Origin of the sequence: Sphingobium sp. DC-2 (assembly GCF_000722555.1) — a bacterium.
In the GTDB taxonomy this organism is placed as follows: domain Bacteria; phylum Pseudomonadota; class Alphaproteobacteria; order Sphingomonadales; family Sphingomonadaceae; genus Sphingobium; species Sphingobium quisquiliarum.
The window spans coordinates 315,699-334,185 of the sequence record NZ_JNAC01000057.1 but is presented as its reverse complement, the minus strand read 5'-3'; the positions used below and the strand labels follow the sequence as shown (position 1 = coordinate 334,185).

The following is an 18,487-nucleotide window of genomic DNA, read 5'->3' as shown; positions in this document are numbered from 1 at the left end:
TTACCTCGATCGGCGATCATCCGGCTTGGGAATGCGATGGTCATCATGGGCGCAGAATTTCAAATCGACGTTTCGCGAAATGAAGGCCGCCAGGCCGCGCGCCGCCACTTGCTGGTGCCCGTGAAGGTGCGGCGGCCGGGCGAAACCTGGTTCAGGAGCAAGGTGGCCGACCTTTCCGTGACCGGCTTTCGCCTCCAGAGCTTCATGAAATTGGCCAGCGGCGACAGCCTGTGGATCATGCTGCCCGGCTTCGAAGGCCGCCGCGCGCTCGTTCTGTGGACAAGGGGCCATGAAGCAGGCTGCCAGTTCGAACGTCCGCTCCACCCCGCCATACTCGACCATATCGTGCGGATCAGCCTCTAAGGCCAAGGCGCTTCGTGGCAGCGCCGCCAGCTGCACGATCCCATCGTCTTTCCGTCAAGCCGAACCACAGGAAGAACCGCTCCGCCTTGTTCGCCAGATGCGATGGCCAGTTTTTTCGCGCCGGGGCTGAATTGAAGCTCGCCCATCCGCGCGGGTGTTCACAATGATGCCAGCATCTGCCTCTCCCGCCTCCCGCCGTGAAGGGCAGGGGAAGGAAGCTCCGCCAGATGGCAAAAGCCTATCGCGGCCTCTGCTATCGCCCATGTTGCCCCTATAAGGGCCCCATCTTCCTGCGAAAGCAGCAGTCCAGTTCAATCTTGAGATTAGGCCGCTGCTCGCACGAAAGTGAGATGGGGCCGATCGCTCAGTCCTCACCCTCAACCAACCGGCGCATCCTGGAATTGAAGGCTCGCCAGCCTCGCATAGAGCCCGCTTTTCGTCATCAGCGACGCGTGATCGCCCTGTTCGACCACACGACCTTCATCCAGAACGATGATGCGATCGGCCGCGCGCACCGTCGCCAGCCGATGGGCGATGACGATGGTGGTCCGCCCTTTCATCAGGCGTCCGAGCGCATCCTGCACCAGCCGTTCGGACTCCGCGTCCAGGGCCGATGTCGCCTCGTCCAGCAGCAGGATCGGCGCGTTGCGCAGCAGCGCCCGCGCGATCGACAGCCGCTGCCGCTGCCCGCCCGAAAGGCGCGCTCCCCCTTCGCCCAGATAGCTGTCCAGCCCTTGGGGCAGCGCGCGAAGGAACGCTTCGGCATTGGCCGCGCGCGCTGCGTCCCAAATCTCCTCATCGCTCGCATCCCACCGGCCGAACCGCAGATTGTCACGTGCCGAAGCGGCAAAGATCACGCTGTCCTGCGGCACCATGGCCATCATGCTGCGAACGTCCGCCGGGTCGCTTTCCGGCAAGGCAACGCCATTGAGCCGGATCACGCCCGAGTCAGGATCGTAGAAGCGCAGCGCCAACTGGATCAGCGTCGACTTGCCCGCGCCGGACGGGCCGACGACGGCGACCGTCTCGCCCGGCGCTATGTCCAGCGTCACGCCATGCAGCGCCGCCTGGTCCGGCCGGGTGGGGTAGCTGAAATGCACGTCATCGAACTGGAGGCGCGCGCCCTGGGGCATGCGGGGCAGGGGTACGGGGCGCGCGGGTGCGACGATCTGCGGCGCCGCCGTCATCAGTTCATGCAGCCTGCTGGCCGCCCCCGCGCCCCGCAGCAAGTCGCCCCATGTTTCGGACAGCGCGCCGAAAGCGCCCGCCACCAATCCGCCCGTCAGCACGAATGCGGCGATGCTGCCCCCTGACAGACGCCCCGCCGCGACGTCCAGCGCGCCCTGCCACATCACCATCGTGATCGACCCGAACACCAGCCCGATCACCACCGCCGTCATTATCGCGCGCAGGATGATCCGCTGCCGCGCGGTGGCGAAGCCTTCCTCCACCGCTGCGTCGAACCGGCCCGATTCCCGCTGTTCCTGCCCGAACGCCTGGACGACCTTCATCGCGCCCAGCACTTCGGCGGTGATGCTGCCGACGGCGGCCAGCCTGTCCTGGCTGGCGCGGGACAGCTTCCTCACTCGCCGTCCCAGGCTGATCATCACCAGCAGCACGACGGGAATGCCCAGCAGAAGCAGGGCGGCCAGCTTCGGCGCCAGCGCGAACAGGTAGATCAGGCCGCCAACGCCCGTCACGATGTTGCGCAGCGCCACCGACACGGTCGATCCCACCACCTGATCGATGATCGCGGTGTCGGCGGTCATGCGCGACGCGATCTCGGAAGGGCGGTTCTCCTCGAAAAAGCGGGGCTCCAGCCGCAGCAGGTTCGCCTGCGTCGCTGACCGGATGTCCGCGACCACCCGCTCGCCCAGCCAGGACACGAAGTAGAAGCGCGCGGCGGTGGCCAGCGCCAATATGATCACGATCAGCAGCAGATATTGGAACCAGCGGCTGATGTCGCCGCCACCCATGAAGCCGCGGTCGATGACCAGCCGGAACCCGCTGGGGATCGCCAGCGTGGCGGCCGACGAGACGATCAGCGCGGCCAGCGCTCCGGCAATCCGCCCCGGATAGCGCGCCGCAAAGCGCCACAACATCCGCAGGCTGCCAAGAGAGGATCGCGCATCCCCGCGCGCGCCGGATTTTTCCGCATCTTCCATGCGGGCGCGCTTAGCAGCCCGCGCATCATCCCTCAACGAGGGATCGGATGGAGACCGGAGACGTTCGTCAGGCGCGGGGCGTGATCTGCGCCGCCAGCGTCATGATCCGGCGGGAAGGCGCGCGGCCGGTGAGCGCATAGGCCATGTCCCCCGCCTCCCAATAAGCGATGATGTCGTCCGCGCGGCGTGCCAGCAACGGCCGCGCCCCGGCCGGGGTTTCGGCGCGGTCGGCGAAGAAGGTCAGCTGCTCCCCCGCTGGCGTCACGATCGACACGGCGATGGCCGGACTGTCGGGTGTCGGGAACAGTTGCACGTCGTTGACCTGCCAATTTCCGGGAAAGCGCGGCAGGACGATGCCGGTGGAGCGCCGGATCTCATCGGTATTGAGCATCGCGCTTTCGACCTGCGACGCCATATTCTGCCGCAACAGGCCCGCGCGATGGGATGCCGCGGCTTCATCCAGAAAGGGGCTGGCCTGCGCCGCCTGCGGAAATTCGCCAAGTGCGCCCCGCGCGATCCACCCGGTGGAAATCAGGGCGGCGATCGCGGCGGCGCGGCCCAGATGCCGCCAGCCGCCCGCGCCTTCATTATCATTGGCGACCGGCACCGTCATGTCACGGCGGCGGCCGACGAGCGTCCCCTTCGTTCCGTCATGCATCAGGCGGAAATCGATATGGGGCCAGCGCTGCCGCCAGCGGCGCGCGACCAGCCGCTCGCCCGGCCGCGCCGCATCGTCCAGCAGCACGACGGCATTGGGCGAGAGGCGTGCGAACAGGCTGTCGGCCGCGCCGCGCACCAGCGGATGCACGCTCCAGGGCGGCCCGTCGATGATCAGCAGGTCGATGCGGTCGGGCAGATCGTCCAGCGCATACCAGCGCCCCGGCCAATCCTCGCTTTCGCTGGTCAGTGGCGCATGGCGCAGGTCGGCCTTCAATCCATGATCGGCCAGCCATGTTCGCGTCGCATCGGCAAAGCCGCCATGCTGGTCGAAACTGGTCAGCCGTCCGCCGCCATGCAGCGCTAGAGCCCGCGCCGCGATCAGCGTGGACGCGCCTGCGCCCAGTTCCACCACCTGCGCAGGCCGCAGCCGCGCGATTTCCCGCACGATATGCCGCAGGAAGCCGACATCCGCCTTCCAGCTTCCCAGATGGGGCAGGGCGTCGTGCGGCAGGCCCAGTTCGTCCAGCAGGGCGCGCTTGTCCGCCTTCCGCCCGCCCGACAGGCTGGCCAGCAGCCAGGGCCAGCCGATCGCGCCAAAGCCGATGCGCCAGGCAAGATCGGACAAGCGCCGCCGTGCAGGATCGCCCGCCCGTTCGGCCAGTGGCAGAAATCCGGTCAGTTCACGGGAAGTCACAGCGCGCCAATCCTTGTTTCGACAGCCGGCGGGACTATGCGGCGGCTTGGGATTTTCGCATAGAGCCGATGCTCGCTCCGTCAATTCTCCTGATAGGGAACGCCGATGACCCGCATAATTTCCGCGACTGTCGAACGCTGGCCGGTGGCGGGCGCCTTCATCATCAGCCGCGGCGCGAAGACGGTGGGGGATGTCGTGACCTGTCTTGTCGGCGATGGCGATCATGTGGGCCGGGGGGAAGGCACCGCCATCTATTATGAGGGCGAAACGGCGGAAGGCTGCGCGGCGGCGATCAACGCCTATGACGGCCCGCTCGACCGGCAGGCCCTGTTGCACGCCATGCCGCGCGGGGCCGCGCGCAACGCGCTCGACTGCGCCTTGTGGGATCTGGAAGCGAAGCGGGCTGGGATTTCCGTATGGAAGCTCGCCGGGCTGGAGCCGCCCGCGCCGCTGCCCACCGCCTTCACCATCAGCCTCAATGATCCGGCGCGGATGGAGGCGGATGCGCGCGCGGCCGCCGCGCGCGGCTTCGCCCTGCTGAAATGCAAGCTGACAGGCGAGGGCGATCTGGCCCGCATTGCGGCGGTCAGGGCTGGCGCGCCTGCCGCGCGGCTGATCGTCGACGCCAATGAAAGCTGGCATGATCTGGACATCGCCGCTCAAGCGCGGGCGCTGTCGGAGCTTGGCGTTGAGATGGTGGAGCAGCCGGTCCTCCATGGCCGGGAGGAGCGGCTGGCGGGCATTCGCGCGCCATTGCCGCTCTGCGCCGACGAAAGCTGCCACACGCGCGCCGACCTCGACCGGCTGGGCGATTTCGACGCGGTGAACATCAAGCTCGACAAGGCGGGCGGCCTGACCGAGGCGCTGGCGCTGGCGCGGGAAGCGCGCGAACGCGGCTTCCGCATCATGGTGGGCTGCATGCTGGGCACGTCGCTGGGCATCGCCCCCGCCGCGCTCGTCGCGCAAGGCGCCGACTGGATCGACCTTGACGGCGCATTGCTGCTGGCCAGCGACAGGGAGGGCGGGCTGCCGCTCAAGGACGGCCTGCTCCATCCTGGCACCCTGTGGGGAACGGGTCAGTAGCCCAGCGTCAGTCCCGCGGTATAATATTTGGGGCCCAGATTGCCCTTGATCTTCAGCTTGGGCATCAGCGGCATGGCGATGGTCGCATAGGGACGCGGATCGTCGCCGCTGAACCGGACGCCAGCGCCGATGGTCGCGGCGGCGGGCAGCGTATAGGTCGCCTCGACCCGGCCATAGAGCGATGCATCGCCATCATGCAGATAGACGCCAGCGCCCGGCGTCAGGCTGAAACCCGCCAGGTCCAGCGCATAGCCAGCGCCCAGCTCCGCACCCCAATCGCCCTGCGCGCGGCCGTAATTGGCCTCAACGCCCAGCCCTTCGGCATGAGCGGCAGGCGCGATCGCCAGCATCGCCAGCGCTGCGCCGATCGCGCCCTTCTTCCGGTTGAACATCGCAATCCCTTTTCAATCCAAAATCCTGCGCTTCTCCTGAATCCGTCACGTCCCACCAGCAAGCTGCGGCGGGACGGACCGAATCGAAAATCCGTTCAGGTGAAGCGCCTGGGCGCGCCTTCGACATGGATGGGGTCGGGATAAGGCATGATGGCGGTGCCGTCCGGCGCGGCGGTGAAGCTGGTCTGCGTCGGGTAGGCGAACTCGATCCCCTCGGCCTTGAACCGCTTCCATATGGCGATGCCGATGCGGTGGCGGGACAGGAAATAGTCGTGCCGGTCGGGGTCGGGCACGTCGAAGTTCAACTCATAGTCCAGCGAACTCGCGCCAAAGCGCACCAGCCCGGCATTGACGAAGATGAAACCCTCCGCCTCCACGATTTGCCGCAGCATGTCCGGAATGGCGTCCGCCTTTTCATCGGGCGTCTGGTATATGATGCCGAGGCCGAAGGTCACCCGCCGCTGCGCCAGCGTTTGCAGGCTGGTGATTTCCTTCTGCAACAGGTTCGCGTTCGAAATCACCTTCTTCTCGCCCGACATGGCGCGCAGGCGGGTGGATTTCAGGCCGATGCGCTCCACCCGCGCGGTGGTCTGGTCATAGGTGATGACCTCGCCCCGGCGGAACGGCTTGTCGAAGATGATCGACAGGGCGGCGAACAGGTCGGAAAATATCCCCTGCGCGGCAAGGCCGATGGCGATGCCGCCGATGCCAAGACCAGCGACCAGGCCGGTGACGTTGACGCCCAGATTGTCGAGCACGACGACAGCGGCGATCGCGAACAGGGCGAAGGTCACCAGGACGCGGATCAGCCCCATCGCGTTGGCCAGCGTCTCGCCATGGCCGTCTTCCGCCGATGTCCGGCGCTCGATCAGGCCCAGGATGATTTCGCGCGCCCAGATGGCGGCCTGGAACACGGCGGCGATGGTGAACAGGAAGCTGACGGTGCTCAGCAGCAGTAGCGGCGGATTGGCGTAGCTGACGACCAGCCGCGCCGCGACCATGACCATGAAGAAATGATTGGTCCGCGATATCGCCCGCCCTATGACATGGGACAGGCCGAGCGGGTCGCCCGGCCGCGTCAGGATGCGCTTGGCAAAGCCCAGCAGCGCCGCAAGCGCCAGATAGATGATGATCGCCGCCCCGGCCGCGATCAATATCTGCAACGAATGGACGCTGAGCCAGTCCAGAGTGGCACGCCACATCTCCGCCAGATTGGGCAGGCGCACGTCCATTGCGGGCGGGGCAGGGTCTTTCTTCGCGGTCATGAACATCCTTGATCTGACAGGCGGTCAGGCCGCCATCGGGAGCGCGGGGGTCGCCCCGCCTTCTTCCAGAAAGGCGATCAGTCCGCGTTCGTAACGGGTGAGATAGCGCGTGCTGCGCGGCAAGCGAAGCCCCTTGCGCCATTCGTCCTGCCCCGATTTGCAGAGGTCGATCAGCGCCGGGTGGATATAGCTTTTGCGGCTGATCGCGGGCGTGTTGCCCAGCGCCTCGGCCACGGGCGCGACCATCTGGGCGAGCGAAACCGGCCCGGACGCCAGCGTTTCGAAGGCGATCGTCGATGCGCCCCATGTGCGGAAATGCTTGGCGGTGAAATCGCCGCCCATCGCTTCGGCGATATAGGCGTTGACGTCGCCCGAACTGATCGGCCGCGCGATGCCGTCCTCATCCAGATATTGGAACAGATGCTGCCCCGGCAGGTCCTGCATCGCCCGCACGAAGCGCAGCAGCCGCCGGTCGCTGATGGTCAGGTCATGTTCGCGCCCGGACTTGGCGCGGTAACGCAGCCGCATCCGCTGCCCTTTCAGGTCCAGATGACGGCGGCGCAGGGTGGTCGCGCCGAAACTCTTGTTGGCGGCCGCATATTGCTCATTGCCCACCCTGACCTTGGCCAGGTCCAGCAGGCGGACGACGGCGGCGATGGTCCGTTCCTTGCGCAGCCCCCGGCTGGACAGGTCAGCCTCGATCCGCGCGCGCAGCTTGGGCAAGGCGCGCCCGAAGGCGGCGCAGCCGCCATATTTTTCCGCCTCGCGCGCGGCGCGGAATTCGGGATGGTAACGATATTGCTTGCGCCCCCGGTCGTCATAGCCGGTCGCCTGGATGTGGCCGTTGGGCTTGGGGCAGAACCAGCAGTCGCGATAGGCGGGGGGCATGCCGATGCCGTTCAGCCGGTCGATCTCTTCCCGGTCGGTGATGCGGGTGCCGTCCGGCAGGAAATAGGCCCAACCCCGCTTGAGCGCCTTGCGCGAAATCCCCGGTAGACTGTCATTGGAGTGGACGAGGCGGCTTTGGGGCATGGGTTCCTTCTCAGCCTGACAGAACCCGCCGTCTCCCGCTTCGTTCCCCCTTGTCCGGCCGTCGCCGCGCGCCTTTCGTCAGGACCGGCCCGGAAGCGAGCGGACCGGCCGCGCGCCGTCGCGCAGCCGCCAATGCTGCGGCTGGCGGCGGATGACGGACAGGTGCGCCAGGGTGATGGTCGTGGCCAGCACGCCCGCCGGAATCAGCAGGGGTGCCGCCGCCGGAAAATAGACCGCGCCCAGAAAGGCCGCTGCTGCGCTGGCCGCCGACAGCGCCGTCGCTCGCGCCTCCCCATCCGGGCCGCGCATCCAGAAGACGCAGCCGCTCATGCCCAGGGCGAAGGCGGCGGTCAGGCGGCTCGCATGTCCCGGTTCGCTAAGGCCGCAGGCGATCAGCAGCAGGATTATCAGTCCCGCCAGCCCCGGCCGGGGCAGACGGCCCAGCAGGTTCGCCGCCGCCGGGTAGATCAGCAATTCGCCCAGCAGCACGGCGGTCAGGATCGATCCCGCCAATGCAGCCTGTCCCGGCCCGGCAATGACCGCGACCACAGCCGTTCCCGCCCATGGAACGAGCCGCGAAGGCGCCATGCGGATATGGCTGCCCCAGCCGCGCAGCCCAGCCCGTACGTCCCACCGCCGGTCGGCGAGCCGCAACTGGAAGGCCGCGATGATGAACAGCGCCTCGACTCCCCAGGGCAGGGCCTCCGTCCCGATCATGGGCGACGCCAGCACAAGGCCCAGCAACAGGCCGTGCGCCACGCCCAGCACCCGCAATTCTCCCCTCATCACACTCCCCCCTGTGCGGGCCGCAATGGTCCCAATGGTGATAGCTGCCGCCGCGCGGTTTCCCGCCGCTTGCGGGTCAGATAGGTGTCCAGCCCGATCTGGAGCGACAGCATCATGAAAATGAACGGCTGGTAGGCGATGCCGACGAACAGCGATCCCACCATGTAGACGATATGGCCCTGCTGTAACGCCAGCGCGAAGGGCGCGACCCATGCCTCGCCGGGGCCATCGCAATTGCGATAGAGGCGGCGGATGGATTCCGTCCTGATGAAGCAGATGAGGTGCAGCAGCGCCCAGATGGCAAAGCCGAAATAGCCCTGCTCCCCAAGCATCTCGAAATAGGCGCTGTGATAGGCGCGGCCCTTGTCCGTCACCACACGGCGCTCCATGCGTGAACCGCCGCTGTCGGTCACCCGTTCCTGCGTGAAATAGGTGAAGCTGTTCTGAAGATAATTGTCGAAGCCGCCGCCGCCCGGATGCTCCTTCACATAAGCGAGCGTCCACTTCCACACGGCAAGACGCGTGGAAGCGCTTTCGTCGCCTTGGTGGTTCTCGATGGTGGACATGCGCTCGGTGAAGCTGGCGGGCAGGAAGGGGATGGCGGCGAGCGCGGCCAGCGCCATGAGCGGACCGTAGACGAAGCGCCGCTTCGACCGCATGAACATCAGCCCCGCCAGTACCACGATGCAGACGAGACCCGTGCGTGCTTCCGTGCCGATCGGCATCAGCAGGCAGGCAAAGCACAGCGCATAGGCAAAGGTGCGCACCCGCCAGTCGGGCGGAAAGACCGTCCCATGTTTCGCCAGCCACAGGATCAGCGGGATCAGCGATATCGCGACGCAGCTTATGATGCTGCCTTCATAAAGGCCGCTATTATTGTCGACCATCAGGTTGAGCACGCCATAGCCGCCGCCCGACAATGCCGTCTTCATGCCGCCGTTGATGATGATGGTGCTGGCGCACAGCACCATGAATAGCGTCAGCGCCTCCAGCCGCAGCCGGGTGCGCAGGGTGAGCGGCAGGAAGATGGCGAAGATCATCGCCTTCCACACCCATTCCCATTTGGTATGCGCGTTCAGCGGGAAATCGGCGGTCGCGGTGGTATAGCCGCACCAGGCGAGCAGGATCAGCAGCAGCACCTGCCGCATCGAAAAGCGGCAGTCGGCCTTCTTGTCCGCCACGAGCCACGCGCCCACCGCCGCCGCGAAGGCGATGGCGGAAATCGGGATGCTGTTCAGCAGGAAATAGGACAGCCGCTGCGGCGACACGATGTCGATATAGGCATAGACCGCCACCAGCAAGAACGGACGGCGCAGGCCCAGCAGGAAGAACGCGCCCAGAAAGGCGACGAAGAACAGGTCACGCATCGGGCGCCTGCTCCTGCGCGGATTCATCGTCCAGGTCATCGCGCGACAGCAGCCGCCACGCGGCCAGCATGATCACGCCATGACTGATGAGAAGGGAAAGGGCGTCGATCATCCTGCGCGCGAGATATCCGTTATCACACTGTTCTTCCGTCCGAACGCTCCCGTCCTACGCCAACAGAGTTGACGGCCCGTTAAACCTTTTCAGGCAAAGAATCGGGCCATGACCCGGATACTCCACGTCCTCGATCACAGCCTGCCGATGCACAGCGGCTATACTTTCCGCACCCGCGCGATCCTGCGGGCGCAGGCGGCGAAGGGGTGGGAGGTACGGGGGATCACCGGCCGCCGCCACGGCGCGCCGGGGCCGCTGGAGGAGGTCGTGGACGGCCTGCGCTTCCATCGCACCGGCGGGGAAGCGGCCAGCGGCAATCCGCTGCTGCGCGAATGGCGCGACATTTCCGCGCATGCCGAAGCGATCGAATCGCTGATCGCCGGTTGGCGGCCGGACATCATCCATGCCCATTCGCCCGTGCTGAACGCGATGGCGGCCCAGCGCGTGGCGAAGCGCCACGGCATTCCCATGATCTACGAAATCCGCGCCTTCTGGGAAGATGCGGCGGTCGGCAACGGCACCGGCACCGAAGGCAGCCCGCGCTACTGGCTGACGCGGCAACTGGAAACCCACGCGGTTCGCGCCGCCGATGCGGTGGCGGTCATCTGCGAAGGGCTGCGCGGCGACCTGATCGCGCGCGGCGTTGACGCGGGCAAGATCATCGTGTCGCCCAATGGCGTCGACATGGACCAGTTCGGCGATCCGGTGCCGCGCGATCCCGCGCTCACCGCCCGGCTGGGGCTGGAGGGCGCTGACGTCGTCGGCTTCATCGGCAGCTTCTACGATTATGAGGGGATCGACCACCTGATCGCCGCCATGCCGCGACTCGTCCGGCTGCGCCCCAGGGTCAAGCTGTTGCTGGTAGGCGGCGGCCCCTGCGAACAGGCGCTGCGCGATCAGGCCATGGCGTCCCCCTTCGCCGACCATATCCTCTTCGCCGGACGCGTGCCGCACGATCAGGTCGAACATTATTATGCGCAGGTCGACATCCTTGCCTATCCGCGCAAGGCGATGCGCCTCACCGATCTGGTGACCCCGCTCAAGCCCTTGGAGGCGATGGCGCAGGGCCGCCTTGTCGCAGCATCGGATGTGGGCGGCCATCGCGAGCTGATCGAGGATGGCGTCACCGGCACATTGTTCGCGCCGGGCAATCCCGCCGCCATCGCGGTGGCATTGGGCGGCATGTTCGCCGATCGCAGCTTCTGGCCCGAACGCCGGGCGGTGGCGCGCGCCTTTGTCGAGCGGGAGCGTAACTGGTCGTCAAATATTCTGCGCTACGAACCGGTTTACCGGCGGCTGCTCGATTCGCCGCAGCGCCTGCGCGCGGCGGCGTGAGCGATGCTGGCCATGGGCGCACCATCCAGGCGCATGATCACGCCCGCCTTGCTGAGTGGTATCGCCGCCGCTGCCGTGCTGCTGGCGCTGCCGGCGGGGCTGGTGGAAACGATCGTCGCGTCGAGCGGGCTGAGCGAAGTCTGGCCCGCCGCCGCGCCGCCGCTGGGGTGGAAGGCGCGGCTTGTTCTGGCGGGCTTCGGCGCGCTCATGGTGATGGGGTTGAGCTGGGCGGGCAGAGCAAGCGTCTCGACGCCCCTTTTACAGGATTATGGACGCTGGCATCGCGTCCAGGGAGTGAGTGACATGGGTTTTGCATTGTCGAAGCTGAGCTGGCTGTCGCGCGGCCGCGCCACGGGATCACGCGCGGGGCGTCCTGCCTTGCGCCGGGCCGACGCCCACCCCGATGCGCCTGCGCGCACGCCGATCTTCGCGAGCCGCGATTTCGGCGGGATCGACATCTTCCCCCGCATCGCCCCGGCCCAGCCGCAGTCCGAACCCGTCGAGGCGGCCGGGCAGCCAGAGGCCGTTCTCCCGGAGGCGCTGCCGCATGTCGAGGAAGCGGCATTTGAAGAGATGGCGGAGGCGCCTGCGCCCACGCCCGTCATCGCCGAACCGCCCACGCTGGCCGACCTCACCGCCCGCCTCGAACGCGGCCTTGCCCGGCGCGAACGGCGGACCGGCGGGGGACAGCAGGTGCTGGCGGACATGCCCGTCGAACAGGCCATCCCCGTGCGCGCTCGCGTCGAGGATGATGTCGATCAAGCCTTGCGCGCCGCTCTGGGCACGCTCCGCGCCATGGCGGAACGCACCCGCTGATCCGCCGCGCGCGTCACCATTCCTCGATGGTCAGCGCGGATAGTTCGATCCATTCGCCGTCACCATCCGAACGCGTCTCATCGATGCTGATGTCGGCGACGAATTGCCCCGGCAGGGTCCATTCGGTCTCCTCTATGCCCTGACAGAAGCGGCGCGCCCGTTGAGGGGCGTCCCCGCCCGATAGCCGCAGCGTCACGACATGCCGCCGTCCCTGGAACAGCGCGCTCGCCCAGGGACGGCTCGCCGCGCGCGCGACGCCCGCCGGTTCGCCAGCGCGCGCCGTCAGTTGCGCCAGCAGCCGGGGCAGGGGATCGCGCGGCCTGGCCGCCTTTGCTTCGTCCGCGACCAATTTATCCGGCCTGCTGATCATATCCATGCTTGTCATTGTCCGGCGCTCCTGCGATATGTGTTCATGAAATGTTCTATCCGTCTCTTTATCCGTTCGCCGGGTTCGCGGCCCTGACGAAGGTCGAAGACCAGACGGGGATCACGCACGCTCTCCCGGCCGAAGCGCGTCGCTGGAATGCCATTTTCCCGCAGAAATTTTTCGACGGCGCGAAGCAGCATGCCGGTCCTTCTCCCTCTTGCGATATTCGACTCACCCGATGTGATTCGATAGGTGATTTCCTATGTGAAAACCTATTTCCTACTTGTCTAGGAAAATTCCTATTAGTAGGAACGAGCCATGGCCGGTAGTGAAGAAGATCCTCGCATCATCCTTGAGCGGCTCATTGCCGAGCGCGGCGAAAACTATGCCGACCTGTCGCGGCTGCTGAAACGCAATCCGGCCTATATCCAGCAGTTCATCAAACGGGGCACGCCGCGCAAGCTGGATGAAGAGGACAGGCGCGTGCTCGCCCGCTATTTCGGCGTGGCGGAACAATTACTGGGCGGATCATCCTCCGTCGCGCCGGTGCGGAAATCCCGTTCCCTGCCCGCTGTCGTCACTGTCCCGCGCCTGTCTCTTGGCGCATCGGCAGGCCCCGGATCGCTGGACGAGGATGAGCGGGCGACCGGCGCAATGGCCTTCGACGCCAACTGGCTGCGGCATCTGGGCGTTCAGCCGCAGCGGGTCTCCATCATCCGCGTAGACGGCGAATCGATGGCGCCGACGCTCAATGACGGCGACGAGATCATGGTCGATCATGAGGATGGCGCCGATCGGCTGCGCGACGGCGTTTACGTGCTGCGGCTCGACGGCGTGCTGATGGTGAAGCGCATCGCGCTTGGCCCGCGCCGGGGGCTGTTCAGCGTGCTCAGCGACAATGCCCTTTATCCCGGCTGGATCGATATCGACCCGGCGCTGGTTGCCATTGTCGGCCCCGCCTCGTCTGACTTGGCGCGGCGGCAGGCCGCACCTATGTGCGGCCGGGCAGGAGAATGCGGTTGAACGACAATGACGCGGTGATCCGCAAGGCGATCGAATGGCGCGGCGCACCGATGGCGCTGGCGACGGTGGTCACGACCTGGGGATCGGCCCCCCGTCCGCGCGGCAGCCATATGATCATCCACGCCGATGGCCGGTTCGAAGGCAGCATTTCCGGCGGATGCGTCGAATCGGACATTCTGCAACGGGCGGAGGAAGTGATAGCGGGGCGTCCGGGCCATCTGGCCTGCTATGGCGTGGCCGACGGCGACGCCTGGGCAGTGGGCCTGCCTTGCGGCGGCGAAATCCGCGTGCTGGTGCAGCCGGTTGCGGAGCAAGGCTTTCCCCCTTCACTGTTCGACCGCATCCTTCAGGCAAGCGAGGCAGGCCAGCCGCTCATCCTGTCCACCGACCTTGAAAGCGCGCTCACCCGCGAAGGCGCGGTCGAGGGCCAGTTCCAGAACCGCTACGACCCGCCCCGCCGCCTGCTGATCGTCGGCGCGGTGCAGATCGCCCAGTCGCTGAGCGCGCTGGCGCAGGCGATCGGCGTCGCTCCGGTGGTGATTGATCCGCGCGGCCGCTTCCTGACCGAAGAGAGGTTCCCCGGCGTGGCGCTGGACGACCGCTGGCCCGACGAAGCGGTCGCCGCCTATCGTCCCGGCGAATCCACCGCCGTGGTGACGCTCAGCCACGACGTCAAGATCGACGACCCGGCCCTTGCCGCCGCCTTGCGCGCGCCCACCGGCTATGTCGCGGCGCTGGGCTCGCGCAAGAGCCACGCGGCGCGGCTGGAGCGGCTGGGCGCGATGGGCTTTGCGGCCAGCGACCTCGCGCGCATCGACGGACCCGCCGGGCTGGACATCGGCGCGGTGGGACCCGCCGAAATCGCCTTGTCGATCGCTGCCGGCATGATCGCCGGGTTCAACGCACGGAGCTGAGCGCTTCCTCCAACCGTTCGGGCTGGCCCCTAGCAGCATTTCCCCCCATTGCGCCCGCCATAGCGCGCCTCCTGCCGCTCGCGGAAAAACTGCGTCCGGTCCATCGGGGTGCGCTCGGGATGATGGCGGCGCATATGGGCGAGATAGGTGTCATAATCGGGCATGCCGACCATCATCGCGCCGATGCGTTTCAGCCGGGGAAGCAAGGCGCTCATTCCGCCGGGACCAGCCGCGCCGGGATTTCGGTGGCCGTGGGTCCGGCCGCCCGCCGCGCCGAAAGGCAGGTGCGGATGGTGAAGAACAGCACCGACAGCACCACCGCCAGGAACAGCGCGACCAGCGCCGCATCCACCCGGTCGTTGAAGATGATCTGCCGCATCTCCGCCATGGACTTGGCCGGGGCAAGGATCTCGCCCTGGTCCGCAGCCGTGCCGAACCGTGCCGCATGGGCCAGGAATCCGACCTTGGGATCGGCGGAAAACAGTTTCAGCCAGCCGGCCGACAGGGTGCAGATCAGCAGCCACGCGGTCGGCAGCACCGTGACCCAGGCATAGCGGTCCTGCTTCATGCGGAACAGCACGGCCGTCGCCAGCATCAGCGCGATCGCCGCCAGCATCTGGTTGGATATGCCGAACACCGGCCACAGCGTGTTCACCCCGCCCAGCGGATCGGTGACGCCCTGATAGAGGAAGAAGCCCCACGCCGCGACCGTCAGCACCGTCGCGACAAGGCCGGGCAGGAAGGACGCCGTCTGCTTGAAGCCGGGCACGGCCAGCGCGATCAGGTCCTGCAACATGAAGCGTCCCGCGCGCGTGCCCGCGTCCACGGCGGTCAGGATGAACAGTGCTTCGAACAGGATCGCGAAATGATACCAGAAGGCCTTCATCGCCGGGCCGCCTACGACATGGGAGAAGATTTCGGCCATCGCCACCGCCAAGGTAGGCGCGCCGCCGGTGCGGGAGATGATCGTGTGTTCGCCCACATCCCTTGCGGTCTGGGCGATGACCTCCGGCGCGATGGGAAAGCCCATGGCGGTCACGGCGGCGGCGGCGCTCGCGGGGTCGGTGCCGATCACGGCCGCCGGGCTGTTCATGGTGAAATAGACGCCGGGGTCCAGGATCGACGCGCCGACCAGCGCCATGATCGCGACGAAGGCCTCCATCAGCATCGCGCCATAGCCGATGATGGGCGCGTCGCCCTCCCGCGCGATCAGCTTGGGCGTGGTCCCGCTGGCGATCAGCGCGTGGAAGCCGGACACCGCGCCGCAGGCGATGGTGATGAAGAGGAAGGGGAACAGCCCGCCCGACCAGACCGGGCCGTTGCCGTTCACGAACTGCGTCACCGCATGCATCTTGAGCGGCGGGGCCATGATGACGATGCCGATCGCAAGGGCCGCGATCGCCCCGATCTTGAGGAAGGTCGACAGATAGTCGCGCGGCGCGAGCAGCAGCCAGACGGGCAGCACCGACGCGACCGCTCCATATCCCACCAATATCCAGCATAGCTGCAACGGCGTGAAGGTGAAGAGGGGTCCCCAATAGGGCGACTGCGCGACGGACTGGCCATAGACGATGGCCGCAAGCAATCCGGCAAGGCCGATCAGCGACACTTCGCCAATCCGCCCCGGCCTGATCCAGCGCGTATAGGCGCCCATCAGCATGGCGAGCGGCACGGTCGCGGCCACCGTGAACATGCCCCACGGGCTTTCGGCCAGCGCCTTGACGACGATCAGCGCCAGCACGGCGAGGATGATCACCATGATCATGAAGGCGCCGAACAGCGCGATCGTGCCCGCCACCTGGCCCATTTCCATGCGGATGAGTTCGCCCAGCGACTTGCCGTCGCGGCGCATGGAAATGAACAGGACCATGAAATCCTGCACCGCGCCCGCCAGCACCACGCCCGCGATGATCCAGATCGTGCCGGGCAGATAGCCCATCTGCGCCGCCAGCACCGGCCCCACCAGCGGCCCCGCCCCGGCGATGGCGGCGAAATGATGCCCGAACAGCACCACCCTGTCCGTCGCCACATAGTCCAGCCCGTCCGCCCGCCGTATCGCCGGGGTCGGGCGGCCATCGTCCAGGCGCATGACCGTCCGGCCAATAAAGAGCGCATAATAGCGATAGGCGACCAGGAAGCTGCTGACCGCCGCGACCACGATCCAGAGCGCGTTCACCGCTTCCCCCCGCGACAGCGCGACCACGGACAGCGCCGCCGCGCCAAGGATGGCTATCAAGATCCAGGGGATGTGCCGGGTCATCGCTCTCTCTGCCTGCGTCGGGTTGGCCCGGCACAGTAATCCTCCGGCCTGCAAACACAATCGCCTGGGGTCAGGCGCGCCGCAAAAAGGGCCAGTCGATGACCCGGCTCGCCCAAAGCGCCCACCAGATGATGACCGGTTGCAGCGCGAGGCGCGGACCATGATAGCGCCAGCCCAGATCGACGCCGCCCAGCGGGATGCCGCTGATTGCATGGTGGAAATTGGCGGGCCAGACGCACAGCGCATAAAGGGCAAGGCCCGCTCCGGCCGCTCGCCGCAACCTCGGGATATGCAGCCCCACCGCCCCCGCGATTTCGGCCGCGCCGGTCAGCGCCACCACCTGCGCTGACCACGGCACCCATGGCGGCATGATCGCCAGGAACCCAGCGGGCCGCAGAAGATGCGCCAGCCCCGCAACCATATAGAAAGCGGACAGCAGCCAACGCGCGCGTCGGCGGGCATTGCCTTCGGGCTTGTGTCTTGGCGGCGGCGCTGCCTGTTTACCCGGAAATGGCATCTTGCGTTACGGCATCATCTCAAACGTCCTGAATCTGCCGCGGCCAAAGTCCCCCTCCCGCTTGGGGCCAAGGGAGAGCGCGATTGCGCCGCATCGCTCCACCTATCGTCACCCAACAGCGCTGACTCCGCTCACGGCCCATCTGGCCTCCTCACGCAAGCAGGAGGCGAGAGTTTTGGCCACGCCCTCGGTACGCCTCACACGCGAGCCTATGACTCAAAGTCCTATCTCGCCTTCCTCTTGTCCGTCCCAATAATGGGCGCGCTCGGCATGGACCTTGATCATCACCAGATCGGGCGTGTCGATGCCCTGATCGAACCAGCGGTCGAGGTCGGAATTCCAGTGGCGCTCGAACTGTCCCTTGTCCCGGATCAGCTCCGCCCGGCCTTCGATGGCGACGAACAGCGGGCGGTGCCCCAGCAGCCCGCTCTTGCCCTGGAATGAAAGGCCGACCTGCGGCTCCTGCTCGATATCCCTGACCATCAGCGTGTCGGCGGTGGTGAAATAATAGCTGTCGCCGTCATATTCGACGTCGCGATTGTTGCTCATCGGGCGGGAGCCGATGCGCCCGCCTTCCGTCCGGGTCGACAGCATCGCGAAGTCGATGTCCTTCATCTTTTCGGCAAGCTGCGCCAGCGTTCGTTGCACCATCGTGGCTCTCCTTCCTATGTCCACGCCCAACGCGCCAGCGGCATGGCGGTTCATGCTGGACTCCTTTTCCCAGCTATAGGAACATAAAGGGAACATTATCGATTCGGACCAGCAGACATGCGCCATTTTATCGCCAATCGGCCGCTCTACCGGCTATTCTTCGCCTTGAAGCCGGGGAGCGTCGCCGCGCGCCAGACAGACCATTTCTCGCACGCAATGGGGACAGCGGCCTATCGGGTCCAGCCGGACCATCTGCATATGACGCTGGGGGTGACGGCCGATCATCTCGACTATCCCTATGACCTCATAAAGGCGCTGCTGCGGGCAGGGACGTGTGTCATGGCCGAGCCGTTCGATCTGCTGCTCGACCGCCTGCGGATCAGCAACAGGTCGGCGGCCTTGTGCCCGTCGCGGTCCGTCCCGCCGCTCCGCAGGCTGCAACGGCAGATCATCGAAGCCATGGGCAGGGCAGGGGTTCCGCTGCGCCCCGGATGGAGCTTCAACCCGCACCAGACGCTTTTCTACCGGCCCGCACGGCCCGAACAGCGGCGGGTCGAGGGCTTCCACTGGCGCGTGGAGGAATTCGTGCTCATTTGCAGCCATGTCGGCCGGACCCGTCATGACCTGCTTGGAACATGGCCGCTCGCCGGCGGCAGGCAATATGAGCTGTTCTGACCTGAGGAGG

General features: G+C 66.6%; 20 protein-coding genes. 7 read left to right on the top strand and 13 right to left on the bottom strand.

Annotated features, from left to right (window positions below; translation table 11 throughout):
- The first annotated feature begins 45 nt into the window (after positions 1-45).
- Entirely contained in the window at positions 46-363 is a 318-nt protein-coding gene (locus ET21_RS0114345) for a PilZ domain-containing protein (protein ID WP_030540228.1), read from the top strand.
- A 377-nt stretch (positions 364-740) separates the two neighbouring features.
- Here ET21_RS0114345 and ET21_RS0114340 read toward each other — a convergent pair whose 3' ends face one another.
- Positions 741-2,528 carry an ABC transporter transmembrane domain-containing protein gene (locus ET21_RS0114340; RefSeq protein ID WP_030540227.1) on the bottom strand — a complete coding sequence of 596 codons (1,788 nt, stop codon included), beginning with the start codon at positions 2,526-2,528 and terminating at the stop codon, positions 741-743.
- A gap of 67 nt (positions 2,529-2,595) precedes the next feature.
- The gene (locus ET21_RS0114335; protein WP_030540226.1) at positions 2,596-3,882 is read right to left on the bottom strand and encodes a class I SAM-dependent methyltransferase; all 1,287 of its coding nucleotides are present in this window, start codon (positions 3,880-3,882) and stop codon (positions 2,596-2,598) included.
- 105 nt (positions 3,883-3,987) lie between these two features.
- On the opposite strand from ET21_RS0114335, the gene dgcA reads away from it, so the two are divergent.
- Entirely contained in the window at positions 3,988-4,965 is a 978-nt protein-coding gene (gene dgcA / locus ET21_RS0114330; RefSeq protein WP_030540225.1) for an N-acetyl-D-Glu racemase DgcA, read from the top strand.
- Here dgcA and ET21_RS0114325 read toward each other — a convergent pair.
- The 5 genes from ET21_RS0114325 to ET21_RS0114305 all read right to left on the bottom strand — a co-directional run bounded on the left by ET21_RS0114325 (position 4,959) and on the right by ET21_RS0114305 (position 9,807).
- Positions 4,959-5,357: a hypothetical protein gene (locus ET21_RS0114325; RefSeq protein WP_021237391.1), complete on the bottom strand. Its 399-nt coding sequence runs from the start codon at positions 5,355-5,357 to the stop codon at positions 4,959-4,961. The two genes, dgcA and ET21_RS0114325, sit on opposite strands and share 7 nt — an antisense overlap.
- Before the next feature lie 95 nt (positions 5,358-5,452).
- Positions 5,453-6,622, bottom strand: coding sequence for a mechanosensitive ion channel family protein (locus ET21_RS0114320; protein WP_030540224.1), 1,170 nt, complete (start codon positions 6,620-6,622; stop codon positions 5,453-5,455).
- A 24-nt stretch (positions 6,623-6,646) separates the two neighbouring features.
- Positions 6,647-7,654 (bottom strand): DNA topoisomerase IB, encoded by a 1,008-nt coding sequence (locus ET21_RS0114315; RefSeq protein ID WP_021237393.1) that lies wholly within the window; start codon positions 7,652-7,654, stop codon positions 6,647-6,649.
- Between the two features lie 78 nt (positions 7,655-7,732).
- A complete protein-coding gene (locus tag ET21_RS0114310) occupies positions 7,733-8,440 on the bottom strand; it encodes a hypothetical protein (RefSeq protein WP_030540223.1) in 708 nt (235 codons plus the stop codon).
- Positions 8,440-9,807 carry a putative O-glycosylation ligase, exosortase A system-associated gene (locus ET21_RS0114305; protein WP_030540222.1) on the bottom strand — a complete coding sequence of 456 codons (1,368 nt, stop codon included), beginning with the start codon at positions 9,805-9,807 and terminating at the stop codon, positions 8,440-8,442. Before ET21_RS0114305 ends, ET21_RS0114310 begins: the two co-directional genes overlap by 1 nt.
- A 220-nt stretch (positions 9,808-10,027) precedes the next feature.
- Between ET21_RS0114305 and ET21_RS0114295 the strand changes: the two genes are divergently transcribed.
- The gene (locus ET21_RS0114295; protein WP_030540221.1) at positions 10,028-11,254 is read left to right on the top strand and encodes a TIGR04063 family PEP-CTERM/XrtA system glycosyltransferase; all 1,227 of its coding nucleotides are present in this window, start codon (positions 10,028-10,030) and stop codon (positions 11,252-11,254) included.
- Between the two features lie 33 nt (positions 11,255-11,287).
- Positions 11,288-12,070: a hypothetical protein gene (locus tag ET21_RS0114290; protein WP_030540220.1), complete on the top strand. Its 783-nt coding sequence runs from the start codon at positions 11,288-11,290 to the stop codon at positions 12,068-12,070.
- 13 nt (positions 12,071-12,083) lie between these two features.
- Here the strand turns inward: ET21_RS0114290 and ET21_RS0114285 are convergent, their stop codons facing one another.
- On the bottom strand, positions 12,084-12,455 hold the full coding sequence (locus ET21_RS0114285; RefSeq protein ID WP_030540219.1) for a hypothetical protein: 372 nt from the start codon (positions 12,453-12,455) through the stop codon (positions 12,084-12,086).
- Positions 12,452-12,637, bottom strand: a complete 186-nt coding sequence (locus ET21_RS28525) for a hypothetical protein (RefSeq protein ID WP_021236387.1) — start codon at positions 12,635-12,637, stop codon at positions 12,452-12,454. The genes ET21_RS0114285 and ET21_RS28525 overlap by 4 nt, the downstream gene beginning before the upstream one ends.
- Before the next feature lie 118 nt (positions 12,638-12,755).
- Here ET21_RS28525 and ET21_RS0114275 point away from each other — a divergent pair, with 118 nt between their 5' ends.
- The gene (locus ET21_RS0114275) at positions 12,756-13,460 is read left to right on the top strand and encodes a S24 family peptidase (protein WP_081856731.1); all 705 of its coding nucleotides are present in this window, start codon (positions 12,756-12,758) and stop codon (positions 13,458-13,460) included.
- A complete protein-coding gene (locus tag ET21_RS0114270; protein ID WP_030540217.1) occupies positions 13,457-14,374 on the top strand; it encodes an XdhC family protein in 918 nt (305 codons plus the stop codon). Before ET21_RS0114275 ends, ET21_RS0114270 begins: the two co-directional genes overlap by 4 nt.
- A gap of 29 nt (positions 14,375-14,403) precedes the next feature.
- Here the strand turns inward: ET21_RS0114270 and ET21_RS25930 are convergent, their stop codons facing one another.
- From ET21_RS25930 to ET21_RS0114250, 4 genes are all read right to left on the bottom strand, one after another.
- Positions 14,404-14,589 (bottom strand): YbdD/YjiX family protein, encoded by a 186-nt coding sequence (locus ET21_RS25930; RefSeq protein ID WP_037470967.1) that lies wholly within the window; start codon positions 14,587-14,589, stop codon positions 14,404-14,406.
- Positions 14,586-16,634, bottom strand: a complete 2,049-nt coding sequence (locus ET21_RS0114260) for a carbon starvation CstA family protein (protein ID WP_030540216.1) — start codon at positions 16,632-16,634, stop codon at positions 14,586-14,588. Before ET21_RS0114260 ends, ET21_RS25930 begins: the two co-directional genes overlap by 4 nt.
- 70 nt (positions 16,635-16,704) lie before the next feature.
- Positions 16,705-17,151, bottom strand: coding sequence for a DoxX family protein (locus ET21_RS0114255; protein WP_081856730.1), 447 nt, complete (start codon positions 17,149-17,151; stop codon positions 16,705-16,707).
- Between the two features lie 216 nt (positions 17,152-17,367).
- Entirely contained in the window at positions 17,368-17,802 is a 435-nt protein-coding gene (locus ET21_RS0114250; protein ID WP_021236393.1) for a pyridoxamine 5'-phosphate oxidase family protein, read from the bottom strand.
- Positions 17,803-17,919: 117 nt separating this feature from the next.
- On the opposite strand from ET21_RS0114250, the gene ET21_RS0114245 reads away from it, so the two are divergent.
- Positions 17,920-18,477 (top strand): 2'-5' RNA ligase family protein, encoded by a 558-nt coding sequence (locus ET21_RS0114245; protein ID WP_030540214.1) that lies wholly within the window; start codon positions 17,920-17,922, stop codon positions 18,475-18,477.
- The last annotated feature ends 10 nt before the right edge of the window (positions 18,478-18,487 follow it).